Here is an 18160-nt window from a genome sequence, read left to right on the forward strand (position 1 = left end):
GCTATGCCGATCAGCTGCCTCGCCGACGATCTCGCGGGCCAGTTCGGGCGCAAGCGTTCCGGCCCGCCATCTTGTGGCACAGGGCACACTGGTGCCATGGATGACCTGATCCGGAGAGCACGACAGCACAGCCTCGGCGACCTGCCCCGACGTACCGCCCAGAGGACCCCGAGCAAGACCGCGATCGTCGAAGGTGACGAGCGACTGACCTTCCTCGAGCTCGCCGACCTGGTCGACCGCACCGCAGCCGGCATGGCGGCCGACGGCATCGCCAAGGGCGACCGCGTGGCGCTGCTGTCCCACAACTGCTGGCAGTTCGCCGCCCTCTCCTTCGCCAGTGCCCGCCTCGGCGTGGTGCTGGTGCCGGTCAACTTCATGCTCGGCGCCGACGAGATCGGCTTCATCCTCGACCACTCCGGGGCGGAGACCTTCGTGGTCGAGTCCGACCTCAGCGCCACCGCGGACAAGGCGATGCAGGCCGGCGGCGTGGTCACCCGCAAGGTGACGATCGGCGCACCGGTCGACGGCTGGTCCGACGCACAGGCCTGGTTCGACCACGACGGCGAGGCGCCCGACGTGGTCGTGGGCGACGACGACCCGATCCGGCTGATGTACACCTCCGGCACCGAGTCCCGCCCGAAGGGGGCCCTGCTCTCCAGCCGCTCACTGATGTGGCAGTACGTCTCCTGTGTCGTCGACGGCTCGATGTCGGCCGACGACGTCGAGCTGCACACCTTGCCGCTCTACCACTGCGCCCAGCTCGACTGCTTCCTCGGACCCGACGTCTACCTCGGCGCCACCAGCGTGATCCTGCCCGGCCCCGACCCGGCCACCATCCTGCGCACCATCGCCGAGGAGAGGGTCACCAAGTTCTTCGCTCCCCCGACCATCTGGATCGCGCTACTGCGCCATCCCGACTTCGAGTCGGCCGACCTCTCCTCGTTGCGCAAGGGCTACTACGGCGCCTCGGCGATGCCGGTCGAGGTGCTCAAGGAGCTCCGCGAGCGCCTGCCCGAGGTCGACCTGTGGAACTTCTACGGCCAGACCGAGATGGCACCGCTGGCGACCATCCTGGGACCGGACGAGCAGCTCTCGGCGGCCGGGTCCGCGGGCCGGCAGTCGCTCAACGTCGAGACCCGCATCGTCGACGACGCCGACCAGCAGGTGCCCACCGGCACCGTCGGCGAGATCGTGCACCGCTCCCCGCACGCCACGCTGGGCTACTACAACGACGAGGACAAGACCGCCGAGGCGTTCCGCAACGGCTGGTTCCACTCCGGCGACCTGGGGTACGTCGACGACGCCGGCCTGCTCTTCGTCGTCGACCGCAAGAAGGACATGATCAAGACCGGCGGGGAGAACGTCGCCAGCCGCGAGGTGGAGGAGGCGATCTACACCCTCGACGGGGTGGCCGAGGTCGCCGTCTTCGGGGTCAGCCACCCGACGTGGGTCGAGGCAGTGACCGCGGTCGTCGTCCCCAAGGAGGGTGTGACGCTCACCTCCGACCAGGTCATCGAGCACGCCCGCTCGGTGCTCGCCGGCTACAAGACCCCGAAGTTCGTCGTGGTCGCCGACGCGCTGCCCAAGAACCCGAGCGGCAAGATCCTCAAGCGCCAGCTCCGCGACGAGCACGGCGAGATCGCGCAGGCATGAACCGTGGAGTTCCTGTGTCCTGCTGACCTGGACGACGCCCTGGAGGCGCGCGCCAGCCAGCCGGACGCGTTGCCGCTGATGGGCGGCACCGACGTGATGGTCGAGCTCAACTTCGACCGACGGCGTCCCGAGGCACTCCTCGACCTGACTCGCGTGGCCGAGCTGGCCACGTGGGAGCACACCGACGACCTGGTGCGTCTCGGCGCCGGCGTCACCTATGCGCGGGTCATCCGCGAGCTGGGCACCCGGCTGCCGAGCTTGGCGATCGCCTCGCGCACGGTGGGCTCCCCGCAGATCCGCAACCGCGGCACCGTCGGTGGCAACCTCGGCGCCGCCTCGCCTGCCGGCGACGCCCACCCGGCCCTGCTCGCGGCCTTCGCCGAGGTCGAGCTGGCCTCGCGCCACGGCGTACGCCGGGTCCCTGTCGACGAGTTCTTCACGGGCGTGAAGCACCACGCCGGGCGCCCCGACGAGCTGGTCACCGCGGTCTGGGTGCCGGCGGCCACCGGCCCGCAGCAGTTCAGCAAGATCGGCACCCGCAACGCGATGGTGATCGCGGTCGCGTCCTTCGGACTCGCCCTGCACCCCGACCTGGAGCGGGTGGGCACCGGCGTCGGCTCGGCGGCCCCGACGCCGCGACGGGCCAGGCATGCCGAGGATTTCCTCTCGGCCGAGCTCGACTGGGCCGGCCGTCGCGACGTCCCCGACTCGGTGGCCACGGAGTTCGGACGGCTGGTCGCCACCGCGGCGTCCCCGATCGACGACGTGAGGGGAACCGCCGACTACCGGCGGCACGCCCTGTCGGTGATGGCCCGACGCTGCCTGGCCTGGGCGTGGGCCGAGCACCAGGGAAGGAGCAGCTGATGCGGATCACCCTGACCGTGAACGGCGAGGAGCACCGGGCCGACGACGTCTGGGAGGGCGAGAGCCTGCTCTTCGTGCTGCGTGAGCGGCTCGGCCTGCCGGGGTCGAAGAACGCCTGCGAGCAGGGCGAGTGCGGCTCGTGCACGGTCTACCTCGACGGCGTGACGTGTTGCGCCTGCCTCGTCGCCGCGGGCCAGGCCGACGGCCGCGAGGTGGTCACCGTCGAAGGGCTCGGCACCGCCGACGAGCTGCACCCCGTGCAGCAGGCCTTCCTCGAGGCGGGTGCCGTCCAGTGCGGCTTCTGCACGCCCGGGCTGCTGGTCGCCACCCACGACCTGCTGGCCCGAGAGCCCGACCCCGACGACGCGCAGGTCCGCGAGGCGTTGTCGGGCAACCTGTGCCGGTGCACGGGCTACGAGAAGATCCTCGACGCGGTCCGGCTGGCGGCAGGGAGGCAGCGATGACGGCCTCCCCCACGACCTCCCCCACGACCGCGCGACCGACGACCGCAGACGGAGTCGGCACCTCACCACCCCGACCGGACGGGACGCTCAAGGTGGCCGGTGAGTTCGCCTTCGCCAGCGACCTCTGGATGGACGACATGCTGTGGGGCGTCACCCTGCGCAGCCCCCACCCCCATGCCCGGATCACCGGCATCGACCTGACCGAGGCGCTGGCCACGCCCGGGGTCTTCGCCGTCCTCACCCACGAGGACGTGCCCGGCGAGAAGCACTACGGGCTGGAGCACCAGGACCAACCCGTGCTCGCCATCGACCGGGTGCGCTACCAGGGCGAGCCGGTGGCACTGGTCGCCGCCGACCACCCGGAGGTGGCCCGCCAGGCTGCCAAGCGGATCAGGGTCGACTACGACGTCCTGGCGCCGATCGTCGACGCCGAGCGCGCCCTGCTCCCCGACACCCCTCACCTCCACGAGGGCGGCAACCTGGTCCGCCACGTCCGCGTCCGCACCGGCGACCCGAGCCCCCGCGCCGAGGTCGTGGTCTGCGGTGACTTCGAGGTCGGCATGCAGGACCAGGCCTTCCTCGGCCCCGAGGCCGGGCTGGCCGTCCCCGACGGCGAGGGCGGGATCGACCTCTGGGTCGCCACCCAGTGGCTGCACGTCGACCAGCGCCAGGTCTGCTCCGCGCTGGGGCTCCCGCCCGACCAGGTCCGGCTGCGCCTGGCCGGCGTCGGTGGCGCGTTCGGTGGCCGCGAGGACCTCTCGATGCACGTGCACGGCTGCCTCCTCGCCCAGCACACCGGCAAGCCGGTGAAGATGGTCTACAACCGCGAGGAGTCGTTCTTCGGGCACGTGCACCGGCACCCGGCCCGCATGCACTACGAGTACGGCGCGGACCGGTCCGGTCAGCTGGTCTACGCCCGCGCCACCATCCACCTCGACGGTGGCGCCTACGCGTCGAGCACGCCGGCCGTGGTCGGCAACGCCGGCACGATGGGCCTGGGTCCCTACGACATCCCGAACATCCAGGTCGACTGCTTCGGCGCCTACACCAACAACCCGCCCTGCGGCGCGATGCGCGGTTTCGGCTCGGTGCAGACCGCGTTCGCGGTCGAGGCGACGATGGACCTGCTGGCCGCCGAGCTGGGCCTCGACCCGGTCGAGATCCGGGTCCGCAACGGTTTCCGCGAAGGATCGCGGGCCCCGACCGGCCAGGTGATCGATGCACCCGCGCCGGTCGCGGAGCTGGTCGAGAAGCTGCGCGACCTGCCGCTTCCCGCCCCCGCCGACGTGGCTGGCCCGCTCGACCTGCGGCACCTGCCCGGCGGGGTCGCCAACTCCACCCACGGCGAGGGCGTACGCCGCGGGGTCGGCTATGCGGTCGCCTACAAGAACGTCGCGTTCTCCGAGGGCTTCGACGACTTCTCCACCGCACGGGTCCGTGTCTCGGTCGTCGGCGGCCAGCCGGTGACCACGGTGCACACCGCCGCCGCGGAGGTCGGGCAGGGCCTGGTCACCGTCGAGCAGCAGATCTGCCGCACCGAGCTCGGCATCGAGCGCGTCGTGGTGGCGCCCCAGGACACCTCGGTCGGCTCCGCCGGGTCCAGCTCCGCCTCACGACAGACCTACGTCACCGGCGGCGCGGTCAAGGCGGCCTGCGAGAGCGTGCGACGGCTGCTGCTCACCAGCGCGGCGACCCGCCTCGGTCGCGAGGTCGACGGCCTGTGGCTCGGGCCCGGCGGCGCGGTGCTCGACGAGGGCGGCGAGGTCACGATCAGCCTGGTCGACCTGCTCGGGGACGACCACGTCGAGGACACGGTCGAGTGGCGGCACCGGCCGACGTACCCCATCGACGAGGAGACCGGGCAGGGCGACGCCCACGTGCAGTACGCGTTCGCCGCCCACCGGGCGGTGGTCGACGTCGACGTCGACCTCGGGTTGGTCAAGGTGGTCGAGCTGGCCTGCGTGCAGGACGTCGGCCGGGCGATGAACCCGCAGGCCGTCGTCGGCCAGATCCAGGGCGGCAGCGCCCAGGGCCTGGGCCTGGCGTTGATGGAGGAGATCCAGGTCGTCGACGGGCGGATCACCAACCCGTCGTTCACCGACTACCTGATCCCGACCATCCTCGACGTGCCGCCGATGCCGATCGAGGTGCTGGAGCACGCCGACCCGCACGCGCCGTACGGCCTGCGCGGTGTCGGTGAGGCGCCCACGATCTCGTCAGGGCCGGCCGTCGCGGCCGCGGTGCGCGCGGCCACCGGCCTGGCGTTGCCCCGGGTGCCGATCCGCCCTGCCGACATCACCGCCCCCACCTCCGAGTGACGCGGTGCCCAGGTCACCTCGCAGGTCACCTCGCAGGTGACCGGTCGCGTGTGAAGTGACTCCTGCACCGCACACGTCGTAGGACGTGGAGCCGGCCGCAGCGATCAGGCTCCCGCGAGCGCCTCGGTGATCGGCACGTCACCGTCGTTGAACTCGATCGTCTTGCCGACCGTGCTCTCGTCGGCGAGGGCCGCGGCGATCACCAGCGCGACGTTCTCCCGCGAGACCTGCCCCTTGCCGGCGTCGGGGCCGAGGGCGATCTTGCCGCTGGCCGGCTCCAGGGTGAGAGCGCTGGGGCCGAGCACCGTCCAGTCGAGGCCCGAGTCGCGCACGTGGGCGTCGGCGGCGGCCTTCGCCTCGGCGTAGTGGAAGAACGGCTCGCTCTCGGGCACGCCGTGGTCGGGCCCGGCGCCGAAGTAGGAGACCATCACGAAGCGCTTCGCGGCGGCCTGCCCGGCAGCGTCGGCGACCCGGATCGCGGCGTCACGGTCGACGGCGTACGTGCGCTCGGGGCTGCCACCACCGGCACCGGCCGAGAACACGACCGCGTCGTGACCGGCCACCAGCTCGGCCAGCGCGTTCACGTCGAGCGTCTCGACGTCGGCGACCACGGGGGTGGCACCGGTCGCCGCGACGTCGGCGGAGTGGTCGGGGTTGCGGATCACCGAGCTGACGTGGTGCCCGGCGTCGGTGAGGATGCGGCCGAGGTGGAGGGCGACCTTGCCGTGGCCGCCGATGACAGCGATTCGAGACATGGTCCGACCCTACGCGGCAGGGCCAACCACGGGTGGGAGACTGCGGTGCTCCGGGAGACCGGTCGACGAGAGGCAGGCCCTGTTCTCCCGGGAGGCTGACGCGCGCCCCGACGTGAGTGCTTGACTGGCGGCATGGGTCGCAGATCTGATCGTCGCCGGGTGCTGCGGGTGCACGGCGACCTCGTCACCACCCGGCCGGACAGCCTGGCCGTCGAGGAGCCCCTCGAGATCCGCGTCGGCGGCACCGCCTTCGCGGTCACCATGCGCACGCCCGGCGACGACTTCGAGCTGGCCGCGGGCTTCCTGGTCTCCGAGGGCGTGGTCGCCGAGGTCGAGGACATCGTCGGCATCCGCCACTGCGACGACGGCCGCCCCGACCCGACCACCAACATCGTCGACGTCACCCTGTCCGCGCACGTCCCTCCACCGGAGACGAGCCGGAGCTTCTACACCTCGAGCTCCTGCGGCGTCTGCGGCAAGGACAGCCTCGACGCCGTACGCACGTCGGCCCGGTGGAGCGTCGCGGACGACGACGTCGCCGTCACCACCGACCTCGTCGCCTCGTTGGCCGACCGGCTGCGGGAGGGCCAAGCCGTCTTCGAGCGCACCGGCGGCCTGCACGCGGCCGGCCTGTTCACGGCGCAGGGCGACCTCGTCTGCCTGCGCGAGGACGTCGGGCGCCACAACGCCGTCGACAAGGTGGTCGGCTGGGCCCTGATGCAGGGACGACTCCCCCTGCGCGGCCACCTGCTGCAGGTCAGCGGGCGTACGTCGTTCGAGCTGGTGCAGAAGGCGTGGCTGGCCGGGATCCCCTTGCTCAGCGCGGTCTCCGCACCGTCGACCCTGGCCGTCGACCTGGCCACCGAGGCCGGCATGACGCTCACCGGCTTCGTGCGCGGCGACTCGATGAACATCTACGCCGGGGCGCAGCGGATCACGACCGGCTAGCCCGGCGTACGCCGTCAGTCGGCGTCGGCGCGGACCTTGCGGCCGCGCGCCCCGTCGTACGTCGTCAGCGCGGACCTTGCGGCCGCGCGTTCCGTCGTACGTCGCGTGGTCGCAGGTCGTGGACCTCAGCCCTGCGCGTCGTCCTCGGACGAGTTGTCGACCGGCTTGTCACCGTAGACACCGGCGTCCTTGGCCGCCTTCGCCTTGCGGATCTGGTGCGTGAAATTCCAGCAGAGCAGGGCCACCGCCACGATGAGCGCGAGGAGCACCGCCGCGCCGAGCCACCCGGCGACCACGTCCTTGTCGTCGGGGATCCCGGTCTTCTCCGCCACGATCATGGGCCACAGGCTGTTCATGACTCCATTGTTCCAGTCGCCTCGCGGATCCCGGCGAACAGGTCGTCCTCGGGCAGGGAGGTCTCGACGTGGCTGGTCACCAGCTCGAACTCCTCGGTCGGCCAGACCTCGCGCTGGATCTCCAGCGGCACCGCGAACCAGTGGCCGTCCGGGTCGATCTGGGTGGCGTGCGCCAACAGGGCGCGGTCACGGACGTCGAAGTAGTCACCGCACGGCACGCGCGTGGTGATGCGCGCGTCGTGCGCCGGGTCCGGCTTCCAGTTCGCCAGCCGCTCCTTCCACGGGGACTCGAGCCCGGCGGCATCCATCGCCTCCGAGATGGCGACGGTGCGCGGCCGGTTGAAGCCGTGCTGGTAGTAGAGCTTGAGGGGCTGCCAGGCCGGCCCGGCGTCGGGATAGCGCTCCGGGTCGCCGGCCGCTTCGAAGGCCACCATCGAGACGTTGTGGCACTGGATGTGGTCGGGGTGCGGGTAGCCGCCGTTCTCGTCGTACGTCGTGACGACGTGGGGCTTGAACTCGCGGATCAGGCGCACCAGCGGCTCGGCGGCCGCCTCGACGTCCTCGGTCGCGAAGCACCCCTCCGGGAGCGGCGGCTTCGGGTCGCCCTCGGGCCAGCCCGAGTCGACGAAACCCAGCCAGTCCTGCGTCACCCCGAGGATGTCGCGAGCCGCCTCCATCTCCTTGCGGCGGATCTCGGTGATGTTCGCCAGGACGTCGGGGCGGTCCATGCGCGGGTTCAGCACGGAGCCGCGCTCGCCACCGGTGCAGGTGACGACGTGCACGTCGACGCCCTCGGCGACGTACTTGGCCGTGGTGGCCGCACCCTTGCTCGACTCGTCGTCGGGGTGGGCGTGCACGTGCATCAGCCGGAGACCGGCGCGGCTGGTCGCAGCGGCTTCGGACGTCTGGACGGGGGGCGGGGTCGGCATGCCGCGATTCTAGGTGGGACGATGGTGGACGTGAGTGTTGACCTGTCTGACCGCTATGGCACGAACCGTTCCCTCGGCCGGATCGTCGTCGTCGGCGCGGCGGTGCTCGTCGTCGCGTTCGTCGGCTGGTTGGCCTGGGCGACCTGGTTCCACTCCACCCCGGAGGTCACCTCCGAGCTGGGCAACTACTCCGTCGTCGACGCCCACACGGTCGAGGCACAGGCCCACGTGCGCCTCGAGGACGACGCCGACGCGAGCTGCAAGATCCGGGCCTTGGCCGACGACCACGCCGTGGTCGGCGAGCTGAACTTCACTCCGGTCGACGGCCGCAACGAGCTGACCATCCGCACGGAGCGCCGGGCCACCTCGGTCGACCTCGTCGGCTGCACCACCGACGGCCAGAACCGCCCTCGCTGACCTCGCGAAAACGTGCCCGCACCGGGCCTCTTTGCTAGGATCGTTGCTTCGACACCTCGAGCAGGGACGTAGCGCTGCCGGTGGGACGGCGCTCGTGCCCCTCCCCGCGGTTGTGTGCGTTCGCCACACCGCCCGAGGCACACCCAAACCGCACTGCCCCAACCGCAATGCACGCAGGAGTTGCACCATGACTGAGCAGGGAACGATCTGGCTTACCCAGGACGCTTACGACAAGCTCCAGTCCGAGCTGGAAGACCTCAAGGGCCCGCTGCGCCAGGAGATCATCGAGAAGATCTCCACGGCCCGCGACGAGGGTGACCTCAAGGAGAACAGCGGCTACCACGCAGCCAAGGACGAGCAGGGCAAGCAGGAGGCCCGCATCCGCCAGCTGGAGGACATCCTCCGTCGCGCCGAGGTCGGCGAGACGCCCCCCGACGACGGCGTCGTCGAGCCGGGCATGGTCGTCAAGGTCAAGATGCTCGACTTCGACGATGAGGAGCTGTTCCTGCTCGGCGCCCGCGAGAACCTCAACGAGGGCGACGACCTGACCGTCTACTCGCCCGAGTCCGCCATGGGTGGTGCGATCAACGGAGCCTCCAAGGGCGACACGGTCTCCTACACCGCGCCCAACGGCAAGGAGCTCAAGGTCGAGATCCTCGAGGCGAAGCCCTACACCTCCGCCTGAGCCGACCCCGCCGAGTCGGCACGAATTCACGGCCAGACCCGCCGAGCCGGCACGAATTCACGGTCAGACCCGCCGAGTCGGCACGAATTGACGGTCAGACCCGCCGAGTCGGCACGAATTGACGGTCAGACCCGCCGAGTCGGCACGAATTCACGGCCAGACCCGCGAGCCGGCACGAATTGACACCCATCGCGTCAACTCGTGCCGGCTCGGCGCATTTCTGCGTCAACTCGTGCCGGCTCGGCGCATTTCTGCGTCAACTCGTGCCGGCTCGGCGAGCTTCTGGGTCAACTCGTGCCGACTCGGCGGGATTCTGGGTCACTCGTAGACGGTGTAGCCGCGCTCGCGCAGTCGGGCGAGCAGGCTCTCGGCGTGCGGCTCGCCACGGGTCTCGAGCTGCAGGTGCACCTCGACCTCGTCGAGGTGCAGCGAGGGCGAGATGCGCTCGTGGGCGACCTCGAGGACGTTGGCCTGGGCCGCGGCCAGCTCCCCCAGCAGCTTGGCCAGCCCGCCCGGCACGTCGGGGATGCAGACGCGCAGGTTGAGGTAGCGACTGTCGGCCGCCATGCCGTGGCGGATCACCTTGCCCAGCAGCAACGGGTCGATGTTGCCGCCCGAGAGCACGGCCACCGCCGGCGTCTCGAAGGCGTCGGGGTGGTCGAGCATCGCCGCGACGGCTGCCGCGCCGGCCGGCTCGACGACCATCTTGGCTCGCTCCACGAGCGCCAGCAACGCCCGTGACAGCGACTCCTCCGAGACCGTGAGCACGTCGTCGACGAAGTGCTGGATGGCCTGGAACGGCACCGCACCCGGGCAGCCGACCGCGATCCCGTCGGCCATCGTGGTCATGTCCTCCAACGGGACCGGCACCCCCTGCGCCAGGGAGGCCGGGATCGCCGCGGCCCCCTCGGCCTGCACCGCGACCACACGCACGTCGGGCCGCAGCGCCTTGACGGCGGTCCCGATGCCAGCCACCAGTCCCCCGCCCCCGGCCGGCACCAGGATCGTGCGTACGTCGGGTGCCTGCTCGAGGATCTCGAGCCCGGCGGTGCCCTGGCCGGCCACGATGTCCTCGTGGTCGAACGGGTGGATCAGCACCGCGCCGGTCTTCTCCGAGAACTCCTTGGCCGCGATCAATGCCTGGTCGATGTACTTGCCGTGGAAGACCACGTCCGCGCCGTAGGCCCGGGTGGCCCGCTCCTTCGGGATCGGCGCCCCTTCGGGCATGAACACCGTCGACCTGGTTCCGAGCAGCTGCGCGGCGAGCGCGACACCTTGGGCGTGGTTGCCGGCAGAGGCGGCGACGACGCCGTTGGCCCGCTCCTCCTCGCTGAGCCGGGCGATGCGCAGGTAGGCGCCGCGGATCTTGAACGACCCGGTGCGCTGCAGGTTCTCGCACTTCAGGCCGACCGGTCCGCCGGCCAGCGCCGAGAGCCAGCGCGACTCCTCCATCGGGGTGAGGACGGCGACGCCCTCCAGTGCGGTCCGCGCCGCTTCGATGTCGGCCAGCGACACCACCGGGATCTCGTTCACCTGTCTCCTCCGTCTGCCAGAGCCCTGCCGTCGTCGGAGGCCTCGGGATCTCGTCCCCCGGCCTCCAGGTCTTCGTCCACCGCCTCCACCGGGTCCTCGCCCACCTGCGTGAAGGCGGCGAGGTGCTGCACCACGGCGTTGACCACCGCAGCCAGGGGTACGGCGACCAGCGCGCCGGCGACCCCGGCCACGATCACCCCGCACCCGATCGCCACGATGACCCCGAGCGGGTGCACCGAGACGAAGCGACCCATCAGGAACGGCTGCAGGACGTGGCCCTCGATCTGCTGGACGAGGACCACGCCACCCAGCATGAGCAGGGCGGTGAACGGCCCCTGGGCGACCAGCGCGACCAGGATCGCCACGGAGCCCGCGATCGTGGCCCCGATCATCGGGACGAACGCCCCGAGGAAGACCAGCACGCCGATCGGCGCCACCAGCGGGACGTCGAGCAGGGCGGCCACGATCATGATGCCGATGGCGTCGACCAGGGCGACCACGACCGTGGCCCGCACGAACTGGGTCAGCGAGACCCAGGCGACCCGGCCCGAGGAGTCGACCCGCTCGCGGGAGGCCCGCGGGAAGATCCGGACCATCCACGACCAGATCCGGTCGCCGTCGGCCAGGAAGAAGTAGGTGGCGAAGAGGACGATGAAGAAGCCGGCCAGCACGTGACCCAGGGCCGCGCCGAACTCGGTGACCTGGCCGATCACCTCGGCGTCCTTGGACCGCTCGGTGATGCTCTTCTGGATCTCCTCGAGCCAGCCGTTGATCTGGGAGTCGCTGGCCTGCAGGGGGCCGTCCTGCAACCAGGTGCGGATCCGACCGATGCCGTCGACGACCTGGTCGGCCAGCTGGGTGCCGCCGGCGATCACCTCGCGGCTGACGAAGGTGAGCAGGGCACCGACCACGGCGATGCCGCCCAGGACGACCAGACCCGCACCGAGGGCCCGGGGAACCCCGATCGCCTTCATCGCCCGCACCAGCGGTGCGGCCAGGGCAGCGATCAGCAGGGCGATCACCAGCGGGAGGGTGATCACCGCGAAGTAGGCCAGCAGCCAGAGCACGCCGAGGAGCGCGGCGGCGATGATGATGGACCGCCAGGCCCAGGCCGCGGCCAGGTCGAGCGCCCAGGGCACCTGCGCCCGGGTGAGGTTCGACGGGCCGGTCTCGATCGGGCTCGGGCCGGCCCGGCGCTCGGCCCGCATCAGGGCCCACTGGCTGGCCAGCTGTTGGGTCAGCCGCTCGGACACCGTCTCCTCGTCCACGGCGTCGCGGTCGCGGCTCCTGCCGAGGAGGAATCGGCGCTTGGGCTCGTCGACCCCGAGGTCCTCGTCAGGGATAGCCTGCTCGGGCTCGGGCCGGTCGGACTCGTCAGCTTCGTTGCTCACGATCGACAGGCTATGCCACGCCGGGATGCAGCCTGCGGACGAGTTGTCCCGCCGCTCCGGGATGCTCGTCGACGAGCAGCCCGGCGGCGGCCAGCACGTAGTCGACGTCGACCACGGTGGCAGGCTGGCGGGGCAGCTGCCACCCGCCCTCGACCTCCCCGACCACGGCCCCGAGGACCCGGTCGGCGACCCCGTCGGCACCGTTGCGGAGCACACCACCCGAGCCGACCAGCAGGTCCACCTCGCGCAGGTCCTTGCCGGTGCGCTCGACCACGCGGCCCTCCGGGCTCAGCACGACCCGCGACCGGCCGGCATGGCGGCGCAGGGCCACCCCGACGGCGGCGGCCGCGATGGCCTCGTCGTACGCCTCCTCGCCGGTGGAGTCCGGGAGGTACGCCGGGTCGTCCACGCGCGCGGCCGCGGCGGCCCGCAGCCCCTCGTCCTCGGCGAGCAGCCCGGCGTCGATGCCCTCGGTCACGGTGCTGGCCGCCGACCAGCGCATCCCGAGGTCGCCCTCGACCGTGCGGGTGACCGGGGTCGTGGCCACGACCTCGCGGGCCAGGCCGGCCTCGGTGAGCCCGTCCTCCGGGTCCACCTCGATCACCGAGTGCACGTCGGTGGTGGCGCCACCGACGTCGACCACGACCACGTCTCCCGCGCCGGGGGCATCGAGACCGCGGGCCAGCAGCTCGACCCCGGTGAGGACGACGTCGGGCGTGGCGCCGCGGACCATCGCGGTGAAGTCGGTGCGCGCGCTCAGGTGCTTGCCGCCGATGACGTGGGCCAGGAACATCTCGCGGATCGCGGAGCGGGCGGAGCCGGGTGTGAGCACGCCGATGCGTGGCACCACGTTGTCGGCCAGCACGTGGGGCCGCGCGGACAGGATCGCCGAGACGTCGTCGCGGGCGTCCACGTTGCCGGCCACCACCACCGGCCCCTGCCAAGTGCCCGCGGCGAGCTGTCGGGCACACGCGAGCAGGACCTCGTCGTTGCCACCGTCGGTGCCCCCGGTGAGCAGCACGACGTCGGGCTCGGAGGCCACCAGCTCGGCGTCGAAGTCGTGGCCGTCGGCGGCGGCGATCACCGCCACCACCTTGCCCCCGCTGCTCAGCGCGACCCTGCGCCCGGCCTCCGCGGTGACCAGCTCCTCGTTGCCGACCACGGCGATCCGCAGGCCGCCGCCGGCCGAGGAGCAGGCCAGGACCGGTGCCGTGGCCGCCCGCGGGTCAGCCTCGGTGAGGCGGGCCAGGCAGGCGTCGAACCCGTCGAGGACATCCGTGTCGATGGTGGTCCGGTGGTCGGCCGCGGCCAGGATCGCGCCGTCGGAGAGACCGATCAGCGCGCTCTTGGTGAAGGTCGACCCGAAGTCGACGCAGACGACGGCGTCGGGCTCGAGGGAACGGCGGGCCTCCGGCTGCTCAGCCGAGGGCACGGTCGAGGTCGGCGAGCAGGTCGTCGGCGGTCTCGATGCCGACACTCAGCCGGATCAGGTCTGCGGGCACCTCGAGATCCGTGCCGGCCACCGACGCGTGGGTCATCCGGCCCGGGTGCTCGATCAGCGACTCGACACCGCCGAGCGACTCACCGAGGGTGAACACCTGCGCCTTCGCGCAGACGTCGAGCGCCAGCTGCTCGTCACCCTTGACCCGGAACGACACGATGCCGCCGTACCTCTTCATCTGCTTGGAGGCGACCGCGTGGCCGGGGTGCTCCTCGAGGCCGGGGTAGATCACCTGGGCCACCTTGGGGTGCTTCGTCAGGAACTCGACGACCCGCTCGGCGTTGTCGCAGTGGCGGTCCATCCGCACGCCGAGCGTCTTCAGGCCGCGGTGGGTGAGGAAGGAGTCGAAGGGGCCAGCGACCGCACCCATGGAGTTCTGGTGGAAGGCGACCTTCTCGGCCACCTCCAGGTCGCGTACGACGAGTGCTCCCCCGACGACGTCGGAGTGGCCGCCACAGTACTTCGTGGTCGAGTGCACGACCACGTCGGCACCGAGGGTGATCGGCTGCTGCAGGTAGGGCGAGGCGAAGGTGTTGTCGACGACGAGCAGCGCACCGGCCTCGTGGGCGACCCCGGCGAGCGCCTCGATGTCGCCGATGTTGAGCAGCGGGTTGGTCGGGGTCTCGACCCACACGAGCTTGGTCTCACCGGGCCGGATCGCGGCGCGCACCGCGTCGACGTCGGAGACCGCGGCCGGGCTGTGCGCCAGGCCCCAGGGGGCGGCGACCTTGTCGAACAGGCGGAAGGTGCCGCCGTACGCATCATCGGGGATGACCGCGTGGTCACCGGGTCGGCACAGGGCGCGCATGAGGGTGTCCTCGGCGGCCATGCCGGAGGCGAACGCGAAGCCGCGCTCGCCCTGCTCGAGGGCCGTGAGCACGCCCTCCAGTGCGGTCCGCGTGGGGTTCGCGGAGCGGCTGTACTCGTAGCCGCCGCGCATCCCGCCGACACCGTCCTGCTTGTAGGTGCTGGTCGCATAGATCGGTGGGATCACGGCGCCGGTCATCTCGTCGGGTTCGTAGCCCGCGTGGATCGCCCGCGTCTCGAAGCCGGTCTTCTCGGAGTGCTCTTGGGTGCTCACGGACCCGACTCTAGCCACGCCCCGTGGGATCTTCGAGGGGTGGCTCCGCACCGCCACGGCCGCAACCGGCGCCGGACCACCTCGCCCCCTTGTCCTGAGCCCCCGACGGGCGGAAGATCGGGGTGAGGGCGCCATGATCGATTCCATCTCCATGCTCGACCAGCCCGGCCAGTCCCTCGGAGACGCGTCGGACGACCCCGACGCGCCCCGGCACCAGCACTCCCCTCTCTGGAGCGCCGTCGCGATGGTGGCGATCATCTCGGTGGGCGGCGCGATCAACGGCTACTCGACGTCCTACGCCGACCAGGCCGCCCGCGACACCGCGCCCGGCACCGAGCAGACGCTCTCCGGTTTCGACGTCATGGAGCTGTGCCGGGTCGAGATGCTCAACCTGGGCATCCACCGCTACACGGTGCCGACCTTCATCCCCGACCGCCACGGCAACAACGTGCAGGCCGAGCAGCCGTGGCGGGTCGGTGCCACGGTCAAGGTGCTCCCGGACCGCCGCGTCGCCGGCACGCAGGAGCCCGAGCCGTACGCCGACACGGTGGCGTGCACCATCCCAGCCGAGTGACCAGCTCCGTGCGGCACCGGGAACGATCGGCGGCTTCCCGTTGTTGAGACACTGGAGGACCCCGCCCCCGAGACCCGAGGAGACGCCCGTGTTCGGCCGCCACAAGACCGAGATGGTCACCCCCGAGAACGCCCTGCCCGGTCGCACCGAGGCCTGGTTCAACCTCTCCGACAAGCACGTGGTGCTCGACGCGCCGGTGATCACCGACGTCGTCCCGGACGGCCTCGAGGTCGCGGTCTTCGGGCTCGGCTGCTTCTGGGGAGCCGAGGAGATCTACTGGCAGAAGGACGGCGTCTGGTCGACGTCGGTCGGCTACGCCGGTGGCTCGACGCCGCACCCGTCCTACGAGGAGGTCTGCTCCGGCATGACCGGCCACACCGAGGCGGTCCGGGTGGTCTTCGACCCGACCGTCGTCTCCTACGCCGACCTGGTGAAGACGTTCTTCGAGGTGCACGACCCGACCCAGGGCTACCGCCAGGGCAACGACGTCGGCACCCAGTACCGCTCCGCGATCTACACCTTCGGCGAGGCGCAGCGGGAGACCGCTCTCGAGCTCACCAAGGCCTACGGCGCCGAGCTCGAGCGTCGCGGTCTCGGCCAGATCAGCACCGAGATCCGTCCGGCCCCGACCTACTACTACGCCGAGGACGTCCACCAGCAGTACTTGGCGAAGAACCCGTTCGGCTACCGCTGCCACGCCAACACCGGCGTACGTTTCCCCGAGACCGCCTGACCCGGGTCGCGTCCCGTGCCGTCCGAGGGGCCGCGCAGCGCGCCGGAGCTCACGGTGATCACGCTGTGCGGCTCCATGCGATTCCATCAGGAGCTCCAGCGCCTGGCCGCCGAGCTGACGCTCGCCGGGCACGTGGTGCTGGCGCCGACGCCACTGGCCCCGGCTGCCTCGGCCACAGTCCCGGCCCTCGGGGAGCCGAGTCCGGAGGAACTGACCGTGGAGGAACGCGCCCGGCTCGGCCGGATCCACCTGCAGAAGGTGGCGATGGCCGACGAGGTCCTCGTCGTCAACGTGGGCGGCCATGTCGGCGAGAGCACCACCCACGAAATCGAGCACGCTGTGTCGCTCGGGATCCCGGTGCGCTACCTCGAGCCCCACGCGCCTGACGGCGCCGACGATTGAGATCAGCTGCACTTCCCCGCGCCTGGTGGTCCGATCGACATGCAGTTGCGACCATCTCGCGCGCCGCTGAGCGTGACCGGCCGTCGGAATCGTCCCAACTGCATGTCGATCGGACCTCGCTTCACCCTTGCGCTGAGCTCCGCCGGGGCCGCGCGCCGCGTGCACGGGCTGGACGCCGCGGTCGTGCGCGACCCGGGCGGCGCGCTCGTCGCGCTCGTCGCATTCGCCGCGAAGCGTTCCTGAGGTCGACGAGATTTCCGGCATGATCGTGTCGATTCCCCTGTTGGTCGATCGTCACTGAGGTGAGGGCGGGCAACGGGCCCGCCCACGACAATCAGGAGCCGTCATGGCCGAGTACCTCATCTTCTTCAACCAGCAGTGGGTCGGTGACCACCCCGAGGAGTGGTACGCCACCCGCGTGAAGCCCTCGATGGCGGTGATGGCAGAGATGAAGGAAGCCGGTGTCTACGTGTACGCCGGCGGGCTCGAGGAAGGCGACCAGGGCCCGATCTCCTCCGCCGACGACACCAGCGGCGAGCTCGTGATCAGCGACGGTCCGTACGTCGAGACCACCGAGTTCCTCGGTGGCCTGACCATCATCGACGTCCCCGACGACGAGCAGGCCAGGTACTGGTGCGGTCGCGTGGCTCAGGGCTGTGGCTGGCCGCAGGAGGTGCGCAAGTTCAAGCCGCGCCCGCCCGGGTGAGCGTGCAGGTGGTTTCGAGACGCTCGTGCCTCGCTCCTCAACCACCGTCGTCGGTGGTCAGGCGTCGATGCTGAGTCGGACCTCCACCGCGTCGCCGAGCACGAGCGCCTCGGGCCGGCGTACGGCGTCCTTGATGGGCAGGAACCAGGTTCCCTCGCGGGGGTACATCGAGGTGGTGAATTCGGTCTCGCCGATGGTTGCCACCACCGGGACCACGCCCCAGTAGGCCACCGCGGCCTTCACCTCGTCGACCACCTCGGCGGCCTCCTCGGGGAGCACCACGAAGTGGTAGGGCGCCGGGCCGCGCCACTCGACCAGCGGGCCGACGAACTCGATCTCCATGCCGACACGATAGACAGTCGCCGACTCCCGCGTTCTCTGGCACGGTGGAAGCATGAGCACACCCACCGAACTTGGTCTGGCCCGCTGGCATGAACTCGTCGAGTCGAAGGACACGAGCGGCCTTCGCGACATGATCGCGGAGGACGCCGTGTTCCACTCCCCCGCGGTCCACGCGCCCCAGGAGGGTCGCGATCTGGTCCACCTCTATCTCACCGGGGCGATCAACATCCTCGGCCCCGAGTTGTCGTACGTCGACGAGTGGACCCGCGAGGACGACGCGATCCTCGAGTTCCGCACGGTGGTCGACGGGCTCGACGTCTCGGGCATCGACAGGATCACGTGGGATGACGACGGCAGGATCACTGAGTTCACCGTGATGATCCGACCGGTCAAGGCACTCCATGCCGTGATCAACAGGATGGGCGAGGAGCTCACCCGTCAGGCGGAAGAGGCGGGCGACTCCGAGGAGGACTGAGGGTCATGGCGCCTATCGACGCGCGGAGCTGAG

At 71.1% G+C, this 18160-nt stretch carries 21 protein-coding genes; 13 read left to right on the top strand and 8 right to left on the bottom strand.

The annotated features are described in order from the left end of the window. The first annotated feature begins 96 nt into the window (after positions 1–96). The 4 genes from ncot_RS15130 to pucD are packed head-to-tail and all read left to right on the top strand — an operon-like array spanning position 97 to position 5299. A complete protein-coding gene (locus ncot_RS15130; RefSeq protein ID WP_168618349.1) occupies positions 97–1653 on the top strand; it encodes an acyl-CoA synthetase in 1557 nt (518 codons plus the stop codon). 3 nt (positions 1654–1656) lie between these two features. Then, the gene (locus ncot_RS15135; RefSeq protein WP_168618350.1) at positions 1657–2517 is read left to right on the top strand and encodes an FAD binding domain-containing protein; all 861 of its coding nucleotides are present in this window, start codon (positions 1657–1659) and stop codon (positions 2515–2517) included. Then, a complete protein-coding gene (locus tag ncot_RS15140; RefSeq protein WP_168618351.1) occupies positions 2517–2981 on the top strand; it encodes a (2Fe-2S)-binding protein in 465 nt (154 codons plus the stop codon). Before ncot_RS15135 ends, ncot_RS15140 begins: the two co-directional genes overlap by 1 nt. Continuing rightward, positions 2978–5299 carry a xanthine dehydrogenase subunit D gene (gene pucD, locus ncot_RS15145; RefSeq protein WP_168618352.1) on the top strand — a complete coding sequence of 774 codons (2322 nt, stop codon included), beginning with the start codon at positions 2978–2980 and terminating at the stop codon, positions 5297–5299. The genes ncot_RS15140 and pucD overlap by 4 nt, the downstream gene beginning before the upstream one ends. A gap of 104 nt (positions 5300–5403) precedes the next feature. Here the strand turns inward: pucD and ncot_RS15150 are convergent, their stop codons facing one another. Next, positions 5404–6054 (bottom strand): NAD(P)H-binding protein, encoded by a 651-nt coding sequence (locus tag ncot_RS15150; protein ID WP_168618353.1) that lies wholly within the window; start codon positions 6052–6054, stop codon positions 5404–5406. A gap of 132 nt (positions 6055–6186) precedes the next feature. On the opposite strand from ncot_RS15150, the gene fdhD reads away from it, so the two are divergent. Continuing rightward, positions 6187–7002 carry a formate dehydrogenase accessory sulfurtransferase FdhD gene (gene fdhD, locus ncot_RS15155; protein WP_168618354.1) on the top strand — a complete coding sequence of 272 codons (816 nt, stop codon included), beginning with the start codon at positions 6187–6189 and terminating at the stop codon, positions 7000–7002. 125 nt (positions 7003–7127) lie between these two features. Here fdhD and ncot_RS15160 read toward each other — a convergent pair whose 3' ends face one another. Then, entirely contained in the window at positions 7128–7358 is a 231-nt protein-coding gene (locus tag ncot_RS15160) for a hypothetical protein (protein WP_168618355.1), read from the bottom strand. Beyond that, positions 7355–8287, bottom strand: coding sequence for a mycothiol conjugate amidase Mca (gene mca / locus ncot_RS15165; RefSeq protein ID WP_206065006.1), 933 nt, complete (start codon positions 8285–8287; stop codon positions 7355–7357). Before mca ends, ncot_RS15160 begins: the two co-directional genes overlap by 4 nt. A 30-nt stretch (positions 8288–8317) precedes the next feature. On the opposite strand from mca, the gene ncot_RS15170 reads away from it, so the two are divergent. Together ncot_RS15170 and greA are read left to right on the top strand one after the other, a co-directional pair. Further along, complete coding sequence (locus ncot_RS15170; protein WP_168618356.1) at positions 8318–8704, top strand: DUF4307 domain-containing protein; 387 nt, start codon at positions 8318–8320, stop codon at positions 8702–8704. Between the two features lie 187 nt (positions 8705–8891). Continuing rightward, positions 8892–9389: a transcription elongation factor GreA gene (greA, locus tag ncot_RS15175; protein ID WP_168618357.1), complete on the top strand. Its 498-nt coding sequence runs from the start codon at positions 8892–8894 to the stop codon at positions 9387–9389. 318 nt (positions 9390–9707) lie between these two features. On the opposite strand, the gene ilvA is transcribed toward greA, so the two are convergent. From ilvA to ncot_RS15195, 4 genes are read right to left on the bottom strand one after another with little or no spacing between them, the layout of a single operon-like run. Continuing rightward, the gene (gene ilvA / locus ncot_RS15180) at positions 9708–10922 is read right to left on the bottom strand and encodes a threonine ammonia-lyase (RefSeq protein WP_168618358.1); all 1215 of its coding nucleotides are present in this window, start codon (positions 10920–10922) and stop codon (positions 9708–9710) included. Further along, positions 10919–12313 (bottom strand): AI-2E family transporter, encoded by a 1395-nt coding sequence (locus ncot_RS15185; RefSeq protein ID WP_240937925.1) that lies wholly within the window; start codon positions 12311–12313, stop codon positions 10919–10921. Before ncot_RS15185 ends, ilvA begins: the two co-directional genes overlap by 4 nt. Positions 12314–12323: 10 nt before the next feature. Next, positions 12324–13745, bottom strand: a complete 1422-nt coding sequence (locus tag ncot_RS15190) for a glutamate mutase L (RefSeq protein WP_168618359.1) — start codon at positions 13743–13745, stop codon at positions 12324–12326. Then, on the bottom strand, positions 13732–14895 hold the full coding sequence (locus tag ncot_RS15195; RefSeq protein WP_240937926.1) for a cystathionine gamma-synthase: 1164 nt from the start codon (positions 14893–14895) through the stop codon (positions 13732–13734). The genes ncot_RS15190 and ncot_RS15195 overlap by 14 nt, the downstream gene beginning before the upstream one ends. Positions 14896–15028: 133 nt before the next feature. On the opposite strand from ncot_RS15195, the gene ncot_RS15200 reads away from it, so the two are divergent. The 5 genes from ncot_RS15200 (at position 15029) to ncot_RS15220 (ending at position 17310) form a co-directional block, all read left to right on the top strand. Further along, positions 15029–15469, top strand: coding sequence for a hypothetical protein (locus ncot_RS15200; RefSeq protein WP_168618360.1), 441 nt, complete (start codon positions 15029–15031; stop codon positions 15467–15469). Between the two features lie 88 nt (positions 15470–15557). Beyond that, a complete protein-coding gene (msrA, locus tag ncot_RS15205) occupies positions 15558–16202 on the top strand; it encodes a peptide-methionine (S)-S-oxide reductase MsrA (RefSeq protein WP_206065007.1) in 645 nt (214 codons plus the stop codon). Between the two features lie 75 nt (positions 16203–16277). Next, positions 16278–16604, top strand: coding sequence for a hypothetical protein (locus ncot_RS15210; RefSeq protein WP_168618361.1), 327 nt, complete (start codon positions 16278–16280; stop codon positions 16602–16604). 102 nt (positions 16605–16706) lie between these two features. After that, a complete protein-coding gene (locus ncot_RS15215; protein WP_168618362.1) occupies positions 16707–16847 on the top strand; it encodes a hypothetical protein in 141 nt (46 codons plus the stop codon). A gap of 103 nt (positions 16848–16950) precedes the next feature. Continuing rightward, positions 16951–17310: a YciI family protein gene (locus ncot_RS15220; protein ID WP_168618363.1), complete on the top strand. Its 360-nt coding sequence runs from the start codon at positions 16951–16953 to the stop codon at positions 17308–17310. A 57-nt stretch (positions 17311–17367) separates the two neighbouring features. On the opposite strand, the gene ncot_RS15225 is transcribed toward ncot_RS15220, so the two are convergent. Next, a complete protein-coding gene (locus ncot_RS15225) occupies positions 17368–17652 on the bottom strand; it encodes a DUF1905 domain-containing protein (protein ID WP_168618364.1) in 285 nt (94 codons plus the stop codon). Positions 17653–17704: 52 nt separating this feature from the next. On the opposite strand from ncot_RS15225, the gene ncot_RS15230 reads away from it, so the two are divergent. Beyond that, positions 17705–18127 (top strand): nuclear transport factor 2 family protein, encoded by a 423-nt coding sequence (locus ncot_RS15230; RefSeq protein WP_168618365.1) that lies wholly within the window; start codon positions 17705–17707, stop codon positions 18125–18127. Positions 18128–18160: the final 33 nt, after the last annotated feature.

The sequence above is a fragment of the Nocardioides sp. JQ2195 genome (genome assembly GCF_012272695.1).
GTDB lineage: Bacteria > Actinomycetota > Actinomycetes > Propionibacteriales > Nocardioidaceae > Nocardioides.